The following is a 17,688-nucleotide window of genomic DNA, read 5'->3' as shown; positions in this document are numbered from 1 at the left end:
ATTGAAGGGGATGTGAAAGGCGATGCCGTGATCAAACTGCACCGCACATTGGAAATTCTTGAAGTCCAGTCTGTACGCTGCTTTCCAACGGCTTTTTGCGTGTGCTTGGGGGGAGGGTGGCGAGCGGACTGCAAGCGAAAGATGAGGGTGTTGGTGGTCCCGTGACACCCTTCGCAAAAGAGACGTGGTCTTGCCTGCAAAACTGTTTATTCATACAGTATGATGCGGTCATGAGCATCGATCAGATCGCCTTCGCACTCCCCGCAGTCCTTGCCGTCTGGCTGTCGCAGTCCCGTTCCGTTGCCCTGCGGCGGTGGGCCTGCCTTCTCGGCCTGGGATGCATGCCTTACTGGATATATGTGGCCCTGTTGGCCGGGCAGTGGGGCATGTTGGCCTTGGCAGGCGCCTTTGCGCTGGGCTGGCTCAAGGGCCTTTGGGTGCACTGGCTGGCACCTCGTCGGCGTGAGGCCGTGGGCTCGGGCCTGGGCACCATCCAGATCACGCCGGGCACCCGTTGACGGCTGGGCCGCTGGTCCGCGCCTTGTGTTCATTGATGCTGCAGTCGGGCGCGTGTTTTGCGGGCGCTGTGCATGGCGTGCTCGGGAATTTCAAGCGTTCTCACTGGAATTTGATGCAGATAAAAGCCGAGTGTTTTGCTTGGTTGAAGTGATGGCCGTGCCGATGCGCCGGCTGCCAGGGGGCTTGCTGTCTTTATGCCCAGCCGTGCATGGCTGCAAGACTGGGCCGGGGCTGTGATGCAAGGATTTCTGCCCTTTGTGCACTGTGGTGGTGCACATCTTTCGGGTCTTGGTGCAGGTTTCCGGATCGGCTGGTATCGCTATGTTTTTGTGGATATTTCCGATCTGTATGGTGAGTTTTGTGAGCAAAAAGCCACGGAGTTTGCGGGTCTGTGCAGGTCCTTGGACGGACGCCAGCTGGCAGTGATGGGCAAGTCCGAGGCATAGAATCGTTTGCATACAACAGGCAGTCATCTATCAGAGTTGCCTCTAAAAACCACGTGAAAACAGCCCACCCCGCTGGCGGTGGGCTTTCTTTTTCGGGCTTGGCCGCGGCGAGCCCGTCGCCTGATTTTTCAGTGCGCACCTATGGTTTGCACCTGTTGTCAACCACAAGGTTTGCATACGATGAAATTCACTCTCAACCAACAAGAGGTCGAGATCCAGGGCGTCAGCCCGGAGACGCCGCTGCTTTATGTGCTGCGCAACGACATGCAGCTCAACGGCCCCAAGTTCGGCTGCGGCCTGGGCGAATGCGGCGCCTGCGCCGTGCTGATCGACGGCAAGGTGGCCCGCTCCTGCTCCGTTCCCGTGAGCGCGGTCCAGGGCATGAAGGTCACGACGCTGGAAGGCCTGTCCCAGGATGCGACCCAGGCCGAGCACGCCCGCGTGGCGCGTGACTGGGAAGCAGCCCATCCGGCCGCCGTGCCGGGGATGCCTGCCGGCAAGCCGGCAGCCGATGCACAGGGCAAGGCCGTCTACCGACTGCACCCTGTGCAGCAGGCTTTCATTGACGAGCAGGCCGCCCAGTGCGGCTACTGCACCAACGGCATGGTCATGGCCCTGGTGGCCTTGTTCGACCACAAGCCCACGGCCACCGACGAGGAAGTCACCCAGGCCCTGTCCGGCCACCTGTGCCGCTGCGGCACGCATGTGGAAATCATGCGGGCCGCCGCCCGCGCCCGCGTGCTGATCGCCCAGGGAGGTGCAGCATGAGTGCATCCAACCCCCTTCAACTGACGCGCCGCAACCTGCTCAAGCTGGGCGGCATGGTCATGGTCAGCTCGGTGGCGGCCGCTGGCCTGGTGGCTGAAAGCACGGGTACGGCGCCCGCCGTGGCCGGCGCCTTCCCCATTCCCCCGATCGACCGGGTGAGCAGCTTCATCGCCATTGGCGCGGACGGCAGCGTCACGGCCTACCACGGCCACGTGGACCTGGGCACGGGCATCCGTACCTCGCTGGCGCAGCTGGTGGCCGATGAGCTCGATGTGGAGTTCGAACGCATCACCATGGTGCTGGGCCACACGGGCCGCACGCCCAACCAGGGCCCGACCATTGCCAGCAACACCATCCAGGTGGATGCCATCCCCATGCGCAAGGCCGCCGCGCAGGTGCGCCAGCTGCTGCTGGGCCTGGCTGCCGAGAAGCTGCAGCAGCCCGTGTCCGCACTGACCACGTCCAAGGGCGCGGTGGTGGCCAAGGGCGGGCGACGCATCGGCTACGGCGAACTGGCCCAGGGCCAGGACCTGAACATTGCGCTGGACAAGGAAGTGCCGCTGCGCACCGGCGGTTTCAACTACATCGGCAAGTCCGTGCAGCGCGTGGACATTCCGGCCAAGGTGCTGGGCGCGCTGGCCTATGTGCACGATGTGCGCGTGCCCGGCATGCTGCACGGCCGCGTGGTGCGCCCGCCCTATGGCGGTGCTGATGCGTCGGCGCCTCTGGGCAGCAGCCTGATTTCGGTGAACGAACAGTCGGTCGCCCATCTGCCGGGCATCGTCAAGGTGGTGGTGCAGGGCGATTTCGTGGGCATCGTGGCCGAGCGCGAAGAGCAGGCCATTGCCGCCATGCGCCAGCTGGAGGTGAAGTGGAAGGACTGGGCCGGCGTGCCCGACCTGTCGCTGAACGCCATGCACGACACCCTGGTCAAGCACGAGAAGACCGACCGCATGCTGCGCGAGGACGCGGGCATTGACGAGGCCTTCTCGGGCGCCAAGAAGGTGATCGAGGCCGACTACGTCTGGCCCTACCACCTGCATGCCTCCATCGGCCCGTCCTGTGCCGTGGCGGAGGTGTCCGCCAGCCAGATCCAGGTCTGGACCGGATCGCAGAACCCGCACGACGTGCGCAAGGACATCGCCACGCTGACCGGCATGGCGGCCGACCAGATCAATGTGACGCGCCTGGAAGCCTCGGGCTGCTATGGCCGCAATTGCGCGGACGACGTGGCATCCGACGCCGTGCTGCTGTCGCAGGCCGTGGGCCGCCCGGTGCGCGTGCAGCTGATGCGCGAGCAGGAAGCCGCCTGGGAGCCCAAGGGCACGGGCCAATTGATCCGCGTGCGCGGCGGCCTGGACGAGAACCATGCCGTGCTGGGCTACGAACTCAAGACCTGCTACCCGTCCAACGATGCGGCGGCCCTGGCCCTGATCCTGACGGGCAAGGTGCCCAACAAGCCCAAGGTGCTGCAGATGGGCGACCGTACGGCCATCCCGCAGTACGAGTACCCCAAGATGCGCGTGGTCTCGCAGGATGCGGCGCCCATCGTGCGCGCTTCGTGGATGCGCGGCGTCTCGGCCCTGCCCAACGTCTTTGCCCATGAATGCTGGATTGACGAATGCGCCTACCTGGCCGGTGAAGACCCGCTGGCCTACCGCCTGCGCTACCTGAAGGACCCGCGCGCCGTGGCGCTGACGCACGCTGCGCACAAGCAGGCCGGCTGGCAGGATGGCCCGGCCCACCGCAACCCCGCGCCGGCCGACCAGCGCCTGGTCAAGGGCCGCGGCTTTGCCTATGCCCGCTACTACCACAGCAAGTTCCCTGGCTACGGCGCGGCCTGGGCCACCTGGATCTGCGACGTAACCGTGGACCGCGAGACCGGCGTGATCAAGGTGGACAAGGTCTTCGTGGCCCATGACTGCGGCGAGATGGTCAACCCGGCCGGCGTGCGCCACCAGGTGCACGGCAACATCATCCAGTCCACCAGCCGCGTGCTCAAGGAGTACGTGACCTTCGACAGCAAGGGCGTGACCTCGCTGGACTGGGGTGGCTACCCCATCCTGCGCTTTGACGAACTGCCCGAGATCGACGTGCAACTGGTCGAGCGCCCCGGCGAAGACCCCATGGGCGCGGGCGAATCTGCCTCCGTGCCCAGCGCCGCCGCTGTCTCCAACGCCGTGTTCGACGCCACCGGCGTGCGCCTGCGCGAAGTGCCGTTCACCCCGGCACGCGTGCTGGCCGCACTCAAGGCAAAGGCTGCCGATGCAGCCCCGGCCGACAAGGCACAGAACTGAGAGCGGAGGACCGGAACATGCACACACTCAAGAAAATCACCCTCGGCGTGGTCGGCCTGGCCGCCGTGGCCGGCGCCGCCTTCTGGCTGGCCACGGGCCGCAGCGAAATCGCGCCCCTGCAGCAGATCCCGGTGCAGGAATTCAGCCAGCAGCAGATCGACCAGGGGCGCCGCCTGGCCCACATGGGCGACTGCGCGGTCTGCCACACTGCCCCGGGCGGCCAGCGCAACGCAGGCGGCCTGGCCATGCCCAGCCCCTTCGGCACCATCTACTCGACCAACATCACGCCCGATGCCGAAACCGGCATCGGCCGCTGGTCGTACGAGGCCTTCGAGCGCGCCATGCGCCATGGTGTGGACCGCGAGGGCAACTACCTGTACCCCGCCTTCCCGTACACCGCGTTCACCCGCGTGACCGATGAGGACATGAAGGCGCTGTACGCCTTCCTGATGACCGAGCCGGCTGTCTCCAACGAGGCACCCAAGACCGCGCTGAACTTCCCGTTCAACGTGCGCCGCGGGCTGGCCCTGTGGAATGCGCTGTACCTGGAGCCGGGCGAGCAGCCCGCGCCCGCCAACCAGTCGGGCGAGTGGATTCGCGGCGCCTACCTGGTCGAAGGCCTGGGCCACTGCGCGGCCTGCCACTCGCCGCGCAACCAGTTCGGCGCCGAGAAAAAGGGTGCCGACCACCTGGCCGGCGCCTTCATCGACGGCTGGGATGCGCCCGCTCTCAACGACAAGGCCGTGGCTCCGCTGCCCTGGACGCGCGAGGACCTGGTCCGCTACATGCAGACCGGTTTCTCGGAGCGCCACGGCGTGGCCTCCGGCCCCATGGCGCCCGTGATCGAAGGCCTGTCCCACCAGTCGGCCGAGGACATCAACGCCATGGCCACCTACCTGATGTCGTACCGCAAGCCCGTGGCAGACGCCGCTGGCGCAGGGGACGCCCAGGCCCTGGTGAAGGAAAAGACAGAGGTTGCCAAGCTGCCGGTCGACGCCCAGGGCTACCGCCTGTACCAGGGCGCCTGCATGGCCTGCCACCGTGCCGATCCCAGCGGCGTGCTGGCCGGCAGCAGCTTCGGCGTGCGTCCCCAGCTGTCGCTGAACACCAACCTGTACAGCGACTCGCCGACCAACGCCATCCATGTGGTGCTCAACGGCATCACGCAACCGGCGCGCCCGCAGCTGGGCACCATGCCCGCCTTCCGCCACAACCTCAGCGACGATCAGATCGCCACGCTGCTCAACACCATGCGCAGCCAGTACGGCCTGCAGCCCTGGGCTGGCCTGAGCGACAAGGTCAAGGCCCTGCGCGAGGAAACACGCCCCGGCAAGGTGGCGGCGCACTGAGCCTGCGCTGCGTCATCTGCGCAGCCTGTGCGCTGCGCTAGGATGGCAAGGGACCGCTGTGCCCACAGCGGTCCCTTTTTTTATGGTGACCCGCAAGATGACAAGCCACATACCCGATTTCCCCCTGCTGACCGGCGCCGACCGCCAATGGCTGGATGCACGTGCCCAGGCGCTGGATGCCGGCAACGGCGAGGCCACGGCCGCCGTCGTGCCCTATCTGGCCGAAGCCGGGCTGCTGGGCCACGGCTTGGCCGATGCCTTGGGCGGGCAGGGCGGCAGCGCCGGCGATGCCATCGAGGCGATTGCCCAGGTGGCCACGCACTCCATGTCCGCCGCCTTTGCCTTCTGGGGCCAGCGTGTGCTGATCGAGATGCTGGCGAACACCGGCAATGCGGCCCTGCGCGAGCGCTGGCTGCCTGCGCTGCTGGCGGGCGAGGCGGCCGGTGCCTCGGGGCTGTCCAACATCATGAAATTCCTCAGCGGGCTGGAGGCACTCAATATCCGCGCCACGGCCCGGGAAGGCGGCGGCTGGCTGCTCAACGGCAGCGTGCCCTGGTGCACCAACCTGCGCGGCCCCCGCTTTCTGGCCGCCATTGCCGTGGCGCGTGACGACGGCGCGCCGCCCATGATCGTGGCCCTGCCGTCCGATCGTCCGGGCCTGGAGCGCTCGCCGGATCTGGAGTTGATTGCCCTGCGCGGCACCAACACCGCCGCCTTGCAACTCAAGGACGTGGCCATCACCGAAGGCGATTTGCTGGCCGAGCGCGCCGGCGGATTCCTGCCGCGTGTGCGGCCGGCCTTCCTGGGCATGCAATGCGGCCTGTCCATCGGCCTGGCGCGCGCGGCCTGTGCGCAGGCCGCCTCGCGCATGGGGCAGGGCGGGCATGTGCTGCAGCAGCCGCTGGACGATACCCGCAGCCATCTGGAGCAGGCGGTGGCGGCACTCAAGGCCGGTGTCGAGGCCGGCGATTTCGTGGAGGCGCCCGAGCGGCTTTTCGCGCTGCGCCTGGCCCTGCACGACTGCGTGCAGCAGGCCATGCAGCTGGAGCTGCAGACGGCCGGCGGCCGTGCCTACAGCCTGGACGCGGACGATGGCTTTGCCCGCCGCTGGCGTGAATCGGCCTTCATCCCCATCGTCACGCCCAGCGTGATCCAGTTGCGCGCCGAGCTGCAAAAACTGCAAAAGCTCGGCGCCTGACGGCTCAGCCCGCCTTGGCAGCGGGCTGCAGCGCCGGCTCCAGCGCCGTGTCCAGCAGCAGCAAGGCGGTTTGCACTGCAGCCAGCAGCCGCTGGCGCGGCACGCCATCGCGGGCCTGCACGGAGATGCCGTGCAGTTGCGTGGCATAGAAATCGCCCAGCGCCTGCACGTCGGTGCCGGCGCGCAACTCGCCCTCATCCAGCGCGCGCTGAAGGCGGTCGATCAGGGACTGCGTGCGCTGGCGGCGGTGTTCGGCCAGCCAGGCGGCGACTGCCTCGTTTTCCTCGGCGCAATTGGTGGCGGCGGTGACCACCATGCAGCCCAGCGGATGGGCATCGTCCGTATAGGTGGCCACGGCATCGCGCAGCACGCGCGCCAGGGCGTCGCGCACGCGCGGCTCCTGGGCCATGGCGCGGTCGGCAAAGCCGCCATCACCGGCCTCGTAGCGCTGCACGGCCTCGCGGAACAGGTCCTGCTTGCTGCCGAAGGCCGCATAGATGCGCGCTGACGCAATGCCCAGCGCCTGCACCAGGTCGGCCATGGACGTGCCCTCGTAGCCGCGCCGCCAGAACGCCAGCATGGCGCGCTCCAGCGCCTGGTCTCGGTCAAATTCCCTGGGTCTTCCGGCCATCTTCCTCATCCTTCTCAACAGTCAGGGCGGCATCTTAGCGGCGCCGTGATGCTGTCTTGCATCGGCTTCGCAAAAGCAGCCGCATTGGCGTGATACTATTCTTTGTCGATCAACAAACAATAGCTCAACGCAAGGAAATCACATGCAGACCATCAAGGGCCCAAGCCTTCATTTGGCGCAGTTCGCCGACAACAAGGCACCGTTCAATTCCCTGGAAGACATCGCACGCTGGGCAGCCGGCGTGGGCTTCAAGGGCCTGCAGATTCCCGCCTGGGACCAGCGCCTGTTCGACGTGGCCACGGCCGCCAGCAGCCAGACCTATTGCGACGATGTCAACGGCATGCTGGCCTCGCACGGCCTGGTGGCCAGCGAGCTGACCACGCACATCTTTGGCCAGCTCGTGGCCGTGCACCCGGCCTACGACGCCATGTGCGACAGCTTTGCGCCCGAGGCGCTGCGCGGCAATCCGGCCGCACGCACGGCCTGGGCGCTGGAGCAGCTCAAGCTGTCGGCCAGTGCATCGCGCCGCATGGGGCTGAGCGACATGGGCACGTTCTCGGGCTCGTTCGCCTGGCCCTATCTGTTCCCGTTCCCGCAGCGCCCGGCCGGCCTGATCGAAACCGCCTTCGAGGAGCTGGCGCGCCGCTGGCGCCCCATCCTCGACGCCTGCGATGAGCAGGGCGTGAACCTGTGCTACGAAATCCACCCCAGCGAAGACCTGCACGACGGCACCAGCTTCGAGCGCTTCCATGAGCTGGTGGGCCAGCACACGCGCTGCAAGATCCTGTTCGATCCCAGCCATTTCGTGCTGCAGCAGCTCAACTACCTCGACTACATCGACATCTACCGCGAGCACATCCGCATGTTCCATGTGAAGGATGCGGAGTTCCTGCCCAGCGGGCGCCAGGGCATCTACGGCGGCTATTCCTCGTGGCTGGAGCGGGCAGGGCGCTTCCGTTCGCTGGGCGACGGGCAGGTGGACTTCAAGGCCATCTTCTCCAAGTTCGCCCAGTACGACTACCAGGGCTGGGCCTCGCTGGAATGGGAGTGCTGCCTCAAGGACCAGGAAGACGGTGCGCGCGAGGGCGTGGACTTCATCAACCGCCACATCATCCGCGTGACCGACAAGATCTTTGACGACTTCGCCGGCGCCCCCGTGGACCAGCGCCAGATCAACGCCATGCTCGGCATCGCCTGAGCACGCCCGCAGCCAAAGAACCTCAAAAAGAAGCAAACAATGAACGCTTTCACATCGAACGCCCTGCGCAAGCAGGAAGACCAGGCCTGCGAGTTCTCGCACGACTACGTGCGCATCGACGGCCGCCGCATCCACTGCATCACGGCCGGGCAGGGCGCGCCCGTGCTGCTGATCCCGGGCTGGCCCCAGACCTGGTATGCCTGGCGCCACGTCATGCAGGCGCTGGCGGCGCAGGGCTTCCAGGCCATTGCCGTCGATCCGCCGGGCACGGGCTTTTCGGACCGGCCCGACACCGGCTACGACACGGGCTCCATTGCGCTGACCCTGCACCGCACCATGCTGGCGCTGGGCCATGAGCGCTACCAGGTCGCCGGCCACGACGTGGGCATGTGGGTGGCCTATGCGCTGGCCAGCGACCAGCCGCAGGCCGTGCAGTCCCTGGCGCTGACCGAGGCCGTGATCCCTGGCCTGGCGCCCGAGCCCAGCATCTTTGCGCCGCCAGAGCAGAACATCTTCCTGTGGCACTTCATGTTCAACCAGCTGGCCGACCTGCCCGAGACCCTGATCGCGGGGCGCGAGCGTGCCTACCTGGAGTTCATGTTCAACCGCTGGTCGCTGCGGCGCGACCGCGTGGCCGTCGACGTCTATGTCGATGCCTATGCGGCGCCCGGTGGCCTGCGCGGCGGCTTTGCCTACTACCGCGCCATTCCCGAAACCATCCGCCAGAACCGCGAGCGAGCGCTGCGCCCGCTGGCCATGCCCGTGCTGGCCATTGGCGCCGAGCACGCCACGGCCGATGCGCCGCTGGCCACGCTGCGCGGCCATGCCGATGACCTGTCGGGCGTGATCGTGCCGGGCTGCGGCCACTTCATCATGGAGGAAGCCGCCGAGCCCTTCATCGCCGAGCTGCTGCCCTTCCTGCAAAGGACGCTGTGAGCATGGGCCTGGACGCTGACATTGCGCGCTATCTCGCCGAGCTGGCGCAGGCAACCCAGGCCGTGGCCCCGCCCACGCCGCCCACGCTGGCAGCGCTGCGCGAGGCCACCGACGCCGGGCTGCGCGCCCTGCACGGCCCGGCCGAGGCCATGGCCCGCACCGAAGACTTCACGCTGCCCGCGCGCGACGGTGCGCCGCTGCGCGTGCGCATCTACCGGCCGCTGGCCTCGGACACACCCACGCCCCAGCCCGCCCTGGTCTTCGCCCACGGCGGCGGCTGGTGCCTGGGTTCGCTGGAGGTCTACGACAACCCCTGCCGCGCACTGGCCGCGGCAACGGGCGCCGTCGTGGTCTCGGTGGACTACCGGCTGGCGCCCGAGCACCGCTTTCCCGGGCCGCTGCATGACTTCTGCGATGCCATTGCCTGGACCTTTGAGCAGGCCGATGCGCTAGGGCTGGACAGCAGGCGCATCGGCGTGGCCGGAGACAGCGCGGGTGGCAACCTCGCGGCCGCTGCCTGCCTGCTGGCGCAGGAAAAGCAAGGCTGGGGAGCGGCGGACGCACCGGCCATCGCCCACCAGCTGCTGCTGTACCCGGCACTGGACGCGGCCATGGATTCGCCGTCGTTCCAGCAGTTCGGGGAGGGCCACTACCTCACGCGTGCGGCCATGGAGTACTGCTATGGAGCGTACCTGGGCGATGCGGCACCGGGGCGGCACGAACTTGTCTCTCCGCTGCGCGCCGAACACCTGGCAGGCCTGCCCCAAGCCACGGTGATCAGCTGCGAATACGACCCGCTGCGCGACGAGGCCGAAGCCTATGCGCAGCGGCTGGCGCAGGCCGGTGTGGCGGTGCAGGCCGTGCGCCTGCCCGGCATGGTGCACGCCTGCATGCACATGCTGGGGATGGCGCCGGCATCACGCCGCCTGTTTGACGAAGCGGGTGCCGCCGTGCGCCAGGCTTTGGGCACGGCCATCGGCTGAGGGTTGCTGGGTGCAGGTCAGGCCTGCGCCAGGAACACGGCCACCAGCGCATTCGCATGGCCGTGCCCCATCTGGTGCTGGGCCTTGAGCCAGCCCACCAGTTCCATGTGCTTGCGGGTGTCCTGCTGGTGCAGCAGGTCCATCCAGTGCGCAATCGGCTTGCCGTAGGTCTTCTCGATGGAAGGGAAATACGAGGCCGGTCCCTTGACCTTGCTTGTCTCCGTCATGGCGCTTGTCCTTTTTCTGTGATGCGGGTGGCAGATTGTGCCGCTGGCGCTGTCCGGGCCGGCAGGCAGGGTCAGGTCAGAAACAGCACATCCTTGTGCTGCGGCGCAGGCGGCAGCACCTCGCCGGTCAGCTCGCGCAGCGTGGCCTCGATCATCTGCGACATGGCGTCCAGCGCCAGATCGTTGGGCGCCGTGCCGAAGGGCTCCTCCAGCTCGGCGCCCAGGGCCTCCAGCGCGAAGAAGGTGTAGGCGATGAAGGCCACGATCACCGGCGTCATGAAGCCGATGGAATCCACCAGGCCGAAGGGCAGCAGCAGGCAGTACAGGTAGATGGTGCGATGGATGATCACCGCGTAGGTGAAGGGAATCGGCGTGCCCGCAATGCGTTCGCAGCCGCCCAGCGCCTCGCCCAGCTTGCACAGGGGCGCCTCCATGGCGGGCACCAGCACGGGCTGCAGGCTGCCGTCTTGGCGGCGCGCCTGCAGCCATTCGCCGGCCATGAGCAGCAGCACGGCAGGCTTGAAGCGCGCCGTGGCCAGGCGTTCGCAGTCGGCGGCGGGCAGCAGGCGGCGCATGTCGGCCGCGGCATCGGTGCCGCGCAACTGGTGGCGCAGCGCATGCACAAAGGCCGCCAGAACCATGGCCAGGGCCGGGGCGTGCTGCGGCACGTCCGTCAAGGTCCGGGCCTGGCGCACCAGGGAGCGCGTCTCGTTGAGCAGGGTGCCCCACAGCGTGCGCGCCTCCCAATAGCGCGCATAGCTGGTGCTGTTGCGAAAGCCCAGGAAGATGGCCAGCGTCAGCCCGATCAGCGAAAACGGCACGAAGTTCAGCGGCACCTTCCAGGCGAACAGCTGGCCGTGCAGGGCCGTGACCAGCACGGCGAACAGGGTGGCAGCCATCAGCTGGGGCAGGATGTCGGGCAGCACCGAGCCGCGCAGCACGAAGAGCATGCGCAGCCAGTGGGGGCGGGGCCGGATGATCATGAAAGCTTGTTCCGTGATGGAAAAGAGGGCGCAAGAGGGCGCAGCAGCCCCGCAACTCTAACCGCCCCGCGCGGTCAGTGCGCCACCTGCGCGCCACCTGCGCGCCACCTGATCGCCACTTGTGCGCCACCCTGCAAGCGCCGGCTGCGGCTTCAAAGATCGCTGCCGTGGCTGTCGTGGTTGCCGTCTGGCTGGAGAAGGGCATGTGCCGTGACCGCTGCTGCCTGCTCCGCCTGCCATGCCGTGCGCATGCAAGAGGGCGACACCGTTGCGCGCGGGGATGGCTGGCTGGTGATGGTGCCCAGGCTGATGAAGCCAGCCAGGTGCTCGCCCTCGCGCAAACCCAGCGCTGAATGCAGGGCCGGGTCAAAACAGCGCTCGCCACTGAGCACGATGGCACCAAAGCCCAAATGGTGGGCGGCATTGAGGAAGTTGCCCAGGGCCGCACCCGCGGCCAGCCATTGCTCACGTACCGGCACGCGCGAGCGCGGCCGGGGCGAGATGATGAAGGCGATCAGCGCCGGAGCGCGCGTTGCATGCTCGCGCGCACGTCGGATATCGTCGGCCGGGGCCAGCGGGTCGCGGCGCAGTTTTTCCTGCTCGAACAGGCAGGCCAAGGCCTCGCGCTGGTGGGCGGGAAACTCCAGAACCCGCCAGGGGTGCAAGGCACCGTGGTCCGGAGCGCATAGCGCCGCCTCGATGATCAGGTCCATGTCCCCGCTGTCCGGGCCCGGCATGGCCAGCCGCCTGGGCGAGACGGAGCGCCGCGCCAGCAGGGGCGCCAGGCCTGCCCGCTTGCGCGTGTCGGCAAAGCAGTGCTTGAGTGCATCCACCGCCTGGACGAACTGCCGGGCCCAGGCCAGCACCTGTTCGCCCTCCGGCGTGAACCCCTGGAAGGGCCGGCCCGCACGCACCAGCGCGTGGCCGAACTCCGCCTCGGCCGAGCGTATGGCCTGGGCCAGCGCGTTGTCGGAGATGCCGCAGGCCTGCGCTGCGCGCGCCCAGTCACGCTCGCGGTCCAGGGCCAGCAGATGGGGGATGTATTTTTGCGTCAAGTCGGTTCTCCAGCACAGCCCGGCGGACTCCGGCGGGCTCCGAGGGGGCGAAGTGCTCCATGAATGGCTTCGTTATATCCGAAAAAATACAATGAAATTCGTCACTCCAGCTTGAACCGAGGCCTGGTGCGGCTTGCGGGCCTGCCGCGATGGCGGGGGCTTGCTTTGGTATGTGACAGGTGAATGTGCCCTTGCCGAACTGCGGGATTGAACCGATTGCGCAGGCACCGGCACTACAATCCCCGGCCATGTTGCATGCCATCCGGAGCCTATCCATGCGGAGCGCCTTGCTGCTGCTCATCATGGTGGCGCAGCTGCTGATACCGCTGCTGCACAGCCATTTCGGCACTCCGAACCAGGCCGGCCTGCACATCCACGCGGCGCCGTCGCGGGTGGCCGACTCGCATTTCCACCTGTTCGTGGCCCACGGCTCCTTCACCGATGTGGATGAAGACCATGTCGAGCCTTTCGAGGTCGATGTGCAGGACGCTATACAGCCGCTGGACCTGCTGCCCATGCCTTTGCTGGCCGTGGTCGGCCTGGTCTTGCTCACCCTGGGCCTGCGTGCCGCGCGCATGCGCTGCATTGCGCCCCGGCCCGCCCTGCCGCTGCAGCCCATGCGCCTGAGTCCGCGCTGGCGCGGGCGCGTGATACGGCCTTCTCCCGCCCAGGCACCGCCCCTGGCTTCCTGACCTCCCCGGCCTGGTCCACAGGCCCGCCTCAGTCCTTCTTCGCCCGCGCGCCGCGAACCGCCTGCGCGTGGACGGCGTTCGTCTTTTTTCCCGGAGTCAGGAATGATGTTTTCCCCATGGCTGCTGGCCGGCGCACTTGCGCTGCCAGCCGTCGGCATGGCCGCCCAGGCCCAGGCCGCACCCGCAAGCCCGTCCAATCCCCCGTCCGCATCCGTTGCCTTGTCCGCCGAACAGGCACAGGCGCTGGGCGTGCGTTTCGAACCCATTCAGGCGGCACAGCGCATCGAGGTCTCGGCCCACGCGCGCGTCGTGCTGCGGCCCGATGCCCAGGCCGTGGTGGCTGCCCCCTATGCGGGCGCGGTGCCGCGCGTGCTCGTGGCCCTGGGCCAGACGGTGCGTACCGGCCAGCCCGTGGCGGTGTTCACCAGTCCGCAGCTGTATGAGGCGCGGCGCGCGCTGCTGGAGGCCGAGTCCCAGTCGCGCCTGGCACGCCAGGCCCTGACGCGCGACCAGGCGCTGCATGAGGACGGCATCATCGCCGCCAGCCGCTGGCAGGCCACGCAGGCCCGCGCCGCCGAGGCCGCGGCCATGGCGCAGGCGCGGCGCGCCGAACTGGCCGCCAGCGGCCTGCAGTTCGTGGGCAACGAGGTGCACCTGGTGGCGCCCCGCGCAGGCCTGGTGACCGAGGTGCTGGCGGTGCCGGGCGCGCGGGTGGAGGCCTCGGCGCCGCTGCTGCGCGTGGCCGACCCCAAGGCGCTGGAACTGGACCTGCTGCTGGGCCGCGAGGTGCCACTGCCCGGCGTGGGCGACCGCGTTCAGGTGGCGGCGCGCGGTGCGCAGGGCAAGGTGGCCGGCATGGCCCCGGTCGGTGACGGATCGGCCGGCATGCGGGTGCGCGTTGCGCTGGAACGCGCTGGCGACCTGCGCTTGGGCGAAAGCGTGACCGCGTCGCTGGCCCTGGCCGGTGCGGACGCCGGGCCTTCCGGCGGATCTGGCGGCGGCTCTGGCGGTGCACGCCTGCGCGTGCCCGCTGCGGCGCTGGCGCATTGGAACAACCGCACCGGCGTCTTTGTCGCCACCGGGCAGGGGGCGCGCTTCATGCCGCTGTCCGTGGAGGCCAGCGACGAGGCCACGGCCGTGGTGCGCGGCACGCTGCCGCCCAAGGCGCGCATTGCCGTGACGGGCATTGCCGCGCTCAAGGGCCTGCTGGGCGGGGGTGAGTGATGCTGGCGCGCCTCATCGATTTTTCGCTGCGCCAGCGCGCGCTGGTGCTGATGGCCGCCTGCGCGCTGGCCCTGGCCGGTGCCTGGGCCTATGTGCACCTGCCCATCGATGCCTTCCCCGACATCTCGCCCACCCAGGTCAAGGTGATCCTGAAGGTGCCCGGCATGACGCCCGAGGAGGTGGAGCAGCGCGTCTCCACGCCTGTCGAGCAGGAATTGCTGGGCCTGCCGCACAAGACCATGGTGCGCTCGGTGTCCAAGTACGGCATCAGCGACGTGACCGTGGATTTCAGCGAGGGCACGGACGTGTACTGGGCGCGCCAGCAGGTGTCCGAGCGGCTGGCCGGCCTGCAGCGCGAGCTGCCCGCCACGGCCGAAGGGGGGCTTGCCCCCATCACCACGCCGCTGGGCGAGATGTTCATGTTCACCATCGACGGTGAGCAATGGTCTCTGGCCGAGCGCCGCCATGTGCTGGACTGGGTGATTCGCCCTGCGCTGCGCACCGTGGCCGGGGTGGCCGACGTGAATGCCCTGGGCGGCATGGTGCGCGGCTACGAGGTGATCCCCGACCCCGCCCGGCTGCGGGCGCGCGGCGTGACGCTGGACCAGCTGCGCCAGGCGCTGGAGGCCAACAACCGCAACGACGGCGCAGGCCGGCTGGACCGCGGGGAAGAGCACTGGGTGGTGCGCGTGGAAGGCGGCGTGCGCGGGCTGGACGACCTGCGCGCCATTGTCGTGGCGCCCGCCCATGAGGGGCGCGTTGCCGCCACCGTGGGCGATGTGGCCACCGTGCGCCTGGGCGAAGCCACGCGCAACGGCGCCGTCAGCCGCGACGGACGTGGCGAAGCCGTGCAGGGCCTGGTGCTGGGACTGCGCGGGGTGGATGCGCGCAGCCTGGTGGACGCCGTGCAGGCGCGGCTGGACGAACTGGCTCCCCGGCTGCCCAAGGGCATGAGCACCCAGGTCTTCTACAACCGGGGCGACCTGGTCTCGCGCGCGGCGGGCACCGTGGTGCGCGCTCTGGTCGAGGCCAGCGTGCTGGTGCTGGTCACGCTCTACCTGTTCCTGGGCGGGCTGCGTGCGGCCCTGGTGGTGGCGGCCACGCTGCCGCTGTCCATGCTGGCCACCTTCCTGCTGATGCGCCATGCGGGCCTGACGGCCAACCTGATGAGCCTGGGCGGCCTGGCCATCGCCCTGGGCATGCTGGTGGATGCTGCGGTGGTGGTGGTGGAGAACATAGAGACCGCGCTGGCGAATGAGTCTGCGGGCGCAACGGCCATCGAAACGGCAGGCAGCTCCCCGCCGCAGGACCGGGCCGTGCTGATCCGCCAGGCGGTCTCGGCGGTCTCCGTGCCCATGTTGGCCGGCGTGTCCATCATCGCCATCGTGTTCCTGCCGCTGCTCACGCTGCAGGGGCTGGAGGGCAAGCTGTTCGCGCCGGTGGCGCTGACCATCGTGCTGGCGCTGGGAGCCTCGGTGCTCATCGCCTTCACCGTGGTGCCTGCGCTGGCCTCGCTGCTGCTGCGCTCGCATGGCGGCGATGAACCCTGGCTGATGCGGCGCGTGGCCCGGGGCTTCGAGCGCATGCAGCGCTGGAGCCTGGCCCACCGGCCTGCGGTCTTCGGCATTGCCGGGGCATCGCTGGCCGGGGCGGCCGTGCTCTACCTGTCCGTGGGCAAGATCTTCATGCCCACCATGGATGAGGGCGACATGATCGTGCAGCTGCAAAAGACGCCCTCCATCTCGCTGGCCGCTTCGCTGGACATGGACGGGCGCGTGCAGCGCGCGCTGCTGGAGCAGGTGCCCGAGATCCGCTCCATCGTCGCGCGCACGGGCTCGGACGATCTGGGCCTGGACCCCATGGGCCTGAACGAGACCGATACCTTCCTGGTGCTGCGCCCGCGCGACGAGTGGCGCGGCAGCAAGGAAGACATCGCCGAGGCCATACGCCAAGTCATGCAAGGCTTTCCGGGGCTCATCTACGGCTTCACCCAGCCCATAGAAATGCGCGTCTCCGAAATGCTGACCGGCACACGCGGCGACGTGGCCATCAAGATCTTCGATCCCGATCTGGCGCGGCTGGACACTGCCGCCCAGGCCGTGGCCGCGCGCATGCGCGCGGTGGCCGGGGCCTCCGAAGTCATCGCGCCCAGCAACAGCGGCGTGCAATACCTGCAGGTGGCGCTCAACCGCGCGGCGCTGGGCCAGTCCGGGCTCAGTGGCGATGGCCTGCAGGCGCAACTGCGCGCCCTGGTGGAAGGCGAGCGCATTGGCATCGTGCCCGAAGGCGTGGCGCGCACGCCGCTCATCCTGCGCGGCGGGGCGGCGCTGCGCCAGTCGCCCGAAGGCCTGGCCGGCCTGCTGGTGACGGCGGCGGACGGCAGCAGCTGGCCATTGACCTCCCTGGCCACGCTGGTGGCCCGCGACGGCCCCGTGCGCGTGGACCACGAAAACGGCGCACGCTTCGCCGTGGTGCAGGTCAACGTCGAAGGGCGCGACCTGGCCAGCTTTGTGCGAGATGCCCAGGCGGCCGTCGCCGGTGATGCCGGCCTCAAGGACATGCGCATCGTCTGGGGCGGCCAGTTCGAGAACCAGCAGCGCGCCGCCGCACGGCTGGCGCTGGTGGTGCCGCTGGCGCTGGGCGCCATCTTCGTGCTGCTGGTGCTGACCTTCCGCTCGCCCAGACAGGCGCTGCTGGTCATTGCCAACATCCCGTTCGCGCTGGTGGGCGGCATGGCGGCGCTGAGTGCGGCGGGCGAGTACCTGTCGGTGCCTGCCTCCGTGGGCTTCATCGCGCTGCTGGGCATTGCGGTGCTCAACGGCGTGGTGCTGGTATCGCACTTCAACAACCTGCTGGCTGCGGGCCAGCCCCTGTCCCAGGTGGTGCGGCACGGCGTGCGCGACCGGCTGCGGCCCGTGCTGATGACGGCCTGCATCACCGCGCTGGGCATGGTGCCGCTGCTGCTGGCCAGCGGGCCGGGCTCGGAGATCCAGCGGCCGCTGGCCATCGTGGTGGCGGGCGGGCTGGTCAGTTCCACGGCGCTGACCCTGCTTCTGCTGCCTTTGCTGTTCGAACGCTTCGGCCTGTCGCGGCGTGAGCGGGAGGCCCGGTCATGAGCACCACCCACACCACCACCCACACCACCACCTCCTCCCCCCACTGCAGGGCGCAAGGCCTTGCCG

Annotated in this window: 16 protein-coding genes; 12 read left to right on the top strand and 4 right to left on the bottom strand. The window is 68.6% G+C overall.

Annotation, left to right across the window (positions count from 1 at the left end):
• The first annotated feature begins 341 nt into the window (after window positions 1-341).
• The 6 genes from DACI_RS32605 to DACI_RS19695 all read left to right on the top strand — a co-directional run bounded on the left by DACI_RS32605 (window position 342) and on the right by DACI_RS19695 (window position 6,577).
• The gene (locus tag DACI_RS32605; RefSeq protein WP_225970968.1) at window positions 342-518 is read left to right on the top strand and encodes a hypothetical protein; all 177 of its coding nucleotides are present in this window, start codon (window positions 342-344) and stop codon (window positions 516-518) included.
• A 237-nt stretch (window positions 519-755) separates the two neighbouring features.
• Window positions 756-965: a hypothetical protein gene (locus tag DACI_RS32175; RefSeq protein ID WP_157059687.1), complete on the top strand. Its 210-nt coding sequence runs from the start codon at window positions 756-758 to the stop codon at window positions 963-965.
• A gap of 180 nt (window positions 966-1,145) precedes the next feature.
• A complete protein-coding gene (locus DACI_RS19710) occupies window positions 1,146-1,733 on the top strand; it encodes a (2Fe-2S)-binding protein (protein ID WP_012205756.1) in 588 nt (195 codons plus the stop codon).
• Window positions 1,730-4,030 (top strand): xanthine dehydrogenase family protein molybdopterin-binding subunit, encoded by a 2,301-nt coding sequence (locus tag DACI_RS19705; RefSeq protein ID WP_012205755.1) that lies wholly within the window; start codon window positions 1,730-1,732, stop codon window positions 4,028-4,030. The genes DACI_RS19710 and DACI_RS19705 overlap by 4 nt, the downstream gene beginning before the upstream one ends.
• Before the next feature lie 17 nt (window positions 4,031-4,047).
• Complete coding sequence (locus DACI_RS19700; protein WP_012205754.1) at window positions 4,048-5,379, top strand: c-type cytochrome; 1,332 nt, start codon at window positions 4,048-4,050, stop codon at window positions 5,377-5,379.
• Between the two features lie 82 nt (window positions 5,380-5,461).
• Entirely contained in the window at window positions 5,462-6,577 is a 1,116-nt protein-coding gene (locus tag DACI_RS19695) for an acyl-CoA dehydrogenase family protein (RefSeq protein ID WP_050771861.1), read from the top strand.
• 4 nt (window positions 6,578-6,581) lie between these two features.
• Here DACI_RS19695 and DACI_RS19690 read toward each other — a convergent pair whose 3' ends face one another.
• On the bottom strand, window positions 6,582-7,208 hold the full coding sequence (locus tag DACI_RS19690) for a TetR/AcrR family transcriptional regulator (RefSeq protein ID WP_012205752.1): 627 nt from the start codon (window positions 7,206-7,208) through the stop codon (window positions 6,582-6,584).
• 142 nt (window positions 7,209-7,350) lie between these two features.
• Between DACI_RS19690 and DACI_RS19685 the strand changes: the two genes are divergently transcribed.
• From DACI_RS19685 to DACI_RS19675, 3 genes are read left to right on the top strand one after another with little or no spacing between them, the layout of a single operon-like run.
• Window positions 7,351-8,406 (top strand): sugar phosphate isomerase/epimerase family protein, encoded by a 1,056-nt coding sequence (locus DACI_RS19685; protein WP_012205751.1) that lies wholly within the window; start codon window positions 7,351-7,353, stop codon window positions 8,404-8,406.
• Between the two features lie 39 nt (window positions 8,407-8,445).
• The gene (locus tag DACI_RS19680; RefSeq protein ID WP_012205750.1) at window positions 8,446-9,342 is read left to right on the top strand and encodes an alpha/beta fold hydrolase; all 897 of its coding nucleotides are present in this window, start codon (window positions 8,446-8,448) and stop codon (window positions 9,340-9,342) included.
• 2 nt (window positions 9,343-9,344) lie between these two features.
• Window positions 9,345-10,325 (top strand): alpha/beta hydrolase, encoded by a 981-nt coding sequence (locus DACI_RS19675; protein ID WP_012205749.1) that lies wholly within the window; start codon window positions 9,345-9,347, stop codon window positions 10,323-10,325.
• Window positions 10,326-10,342: 17 nt separating this feature from the next.
• On the opposite strand, the gene DACI_RS19670 is transcribed toward DACI_RS19675, so the two are convergent.
• The 3 genes from DACI_RS19670 to DACI_RS31555 form a co-directional block, all read right to left on the bottom strand.
• Entirely contained in the window at window positions 10,343-10,552 is a 210-nt protein-coding gene (locus DACI_RS19670) for a DUF4287 domain-containing protein (protein ID WP_012205748.1), read from the bottom strand.
• Between the two features lie 71 nt (window positions 10,553-10,623).
• Window positions 10,624-11,535, bottom strand: a complete 912-nt coding sequence (locus DACI_RS19665) for a bestrophin family protein (protein ID WP_012205747.1) — start codon at window positions 11,533-11,535, stop codon at window positions 10,624-10,626.
• Window positions 11,536-11,687: 152 nt separating this feature from the next.
• Window positions 11,688-12,590 carry a nitroreductase gene (locus tag DACI_RS31555; protein ID WP_012205746.1) on the bottom strand — a complete coding sequence of 301 codons (903 nt, stop codon included), beginning with the start codon at window positions 12,588-12,590 and terminating at the stop codon, window positions 11,688-11,690.
• A 275-nt stretch (window positions 12,591-12,865) separates the two neighbouring features.
• Here DACI_RS31555 and DACI_RS19655 point away from each other — a divergent pair, with 275 nt between their 5' ends.
• The 3 genes from DACI_RS19655 (at window position 12,866) to DACI_RS19645 (ending at window position 17,622) form a co-directional block, all read left to right on the top strand.
• Window positions 12,866-13,282 carry a hypothetical protein gene (locus DACI_RS19655; protein ID WP_012205745.1) on the top strand — a complete coding sequence of 139 codons (417 nt, stop codon included), beginning with the start codon at window positions 12,866-12,868 and terminating at the stop codon, window positions 13,280-13,282.
• A gap of 102 nt (window positions 13,283-13,384) precedes the next feature.
• Complete coding sequence (locus tag DACI_RS19650) at window positions 13,385-14,506, top strand: efflux RND transporter periplasmic adaptor subunit (protein ID WP_012205744.1); 1,122 nt, start codon at window positions 13,385-13,387, stop codon at window positions 14,504-14,506.
• Complete coding sequence (locus tag DACI_RS19645; protein ID WP_012205743.1) at window positions 14,506-17,622, top strand: efflux RND transporter permease subunit; 3,117 nt, start codon at window positions 14,506-14,508, stop codon at window positions 17,620-17,622. The genes DACI_RS19650 and DACI_RS19645 overlap by 1 nt, the downstream gene beginning before the upstream one ends.
• Window positions 17,623-17,688 lie beyond the last annotated feature (66 nt).

The sequence above is a fragment of the Delftia acidovorans SPH-1 genome (assembly GCF_000018665.1).
Lineage (GTDB): Bacteria > Pseudomonadota > Gammaproteobacteria > Burkholderiales > Burkholderiaceae_C > Comamonas > Comamonas acidovorans.
This window is presented reverse-complemented; position numbering and strand designations above follow the sequence as displayed.

Bases quoted from the DNA above. Each gene is read 5' to 3' on its own strand.
- DACI_RS19705 (WP_012205755.1), top strand. From the start codon at position 1,730: ATGAGTGCATCCAACCCCCTTCAACTGACGCGCCGCAACCTGCTCAAG.
- DACI_RS19700 (WP_012205754.1), top strand. From the start codon at position 4,048: ATGCACACACTCAAGAAAATCACCCTCGGCGTGGTCGGCCTGGCCGCC.
- DACI_RS19680 (WP_012205750.1), top strand. From the start codon at position 8,446: ATGAACGCTTTCACATCGAACGCCCTGCGCAAGCAGGAAGACCAGGCC.
- DACI_RS32175 (WP_157059687.1), top strand. From the start codon at position 756: ATGCAAGGATTTCTGCCCTTTGTGCACTGTGGTGGTGCACATCTTTCG.
- DACI_RS19675 (WP_012205749.1), top strand. From the start codon at position 9,345: ATGGGCCTGGACGCTGACATTGCGCGCTATCTCGCCGAGCTGGCGCAG.
- DACI_RS19665 (WP_012205747.1), bottom strand. From the start codon at position 11,535: ATGATCATCCGGCCCCGCCCCCACTGGCTGCGCATGCTCTTCGTGCTG.
- DACI_RS19650 (WP_012205744.1), top strand. From the start codon at position 13,385: ATGATGTTTTCCCCATGGCTGCTGGCCGGCGCACTTGCGCTGCCAGCC.
- DACI_RS19690 (WP_012205752.1), bottom strand. From the start codon at position 7,208: ATGGCCGGAAGACCCAGGGAATTTGACCGAGACCAGGCGCTGGAGCGC.
- DACI_RS32605 (WP_225970968.1), top strand. From the start codon at position 342: ATGCCTTACTGGATATATGTGGCCCTGTTGGCCGGGCAGTGGGGCATG.
- DACI_RS19645 (WP_012205743.1), top strand. From the start codon at position 14,506: ATGCTGGCGCGCCTCATCGATTTTTCGCTGCGCCAGCGCGCGCTGGTG.
- DACI_RS19695 (WP_050771861.1), top strand. From the start codon at position 5,462: ATGGTGACCCGCAAGATGACAAGCCACATACCCGATTTCCCCCTGCTG.
- DACI_RS19670 (WP_012205748.1), bottom strand. From the start codon at position 10,552: ATGACGGAGACAAGCAAGGTCAAGGGACCGGCCTCGTATTTCCCTTCC.
- DACI_RS19655 (WP_012205745.1), top strand. From the start codon at position 12,866: ATGCGGAGCGCCTTGCTGCTGCTCATCATGGTGGCGCAGCTGCTGATA.
- DACI_RS19710 (WP_012205756.1), top strand. From the start codon at position 1,146: ATGAAATTCACTCTCAACCAACAAGAGGTCGAGATCCAGGGCGTCAGC.
- DACI_RS19685 (WP_012205751.1), top strand. From the start codon at position 7,351: ATGCAGACCATCAAGGGCCCAAGCCTTCATTTGGCGCAGTTCGCCGAC.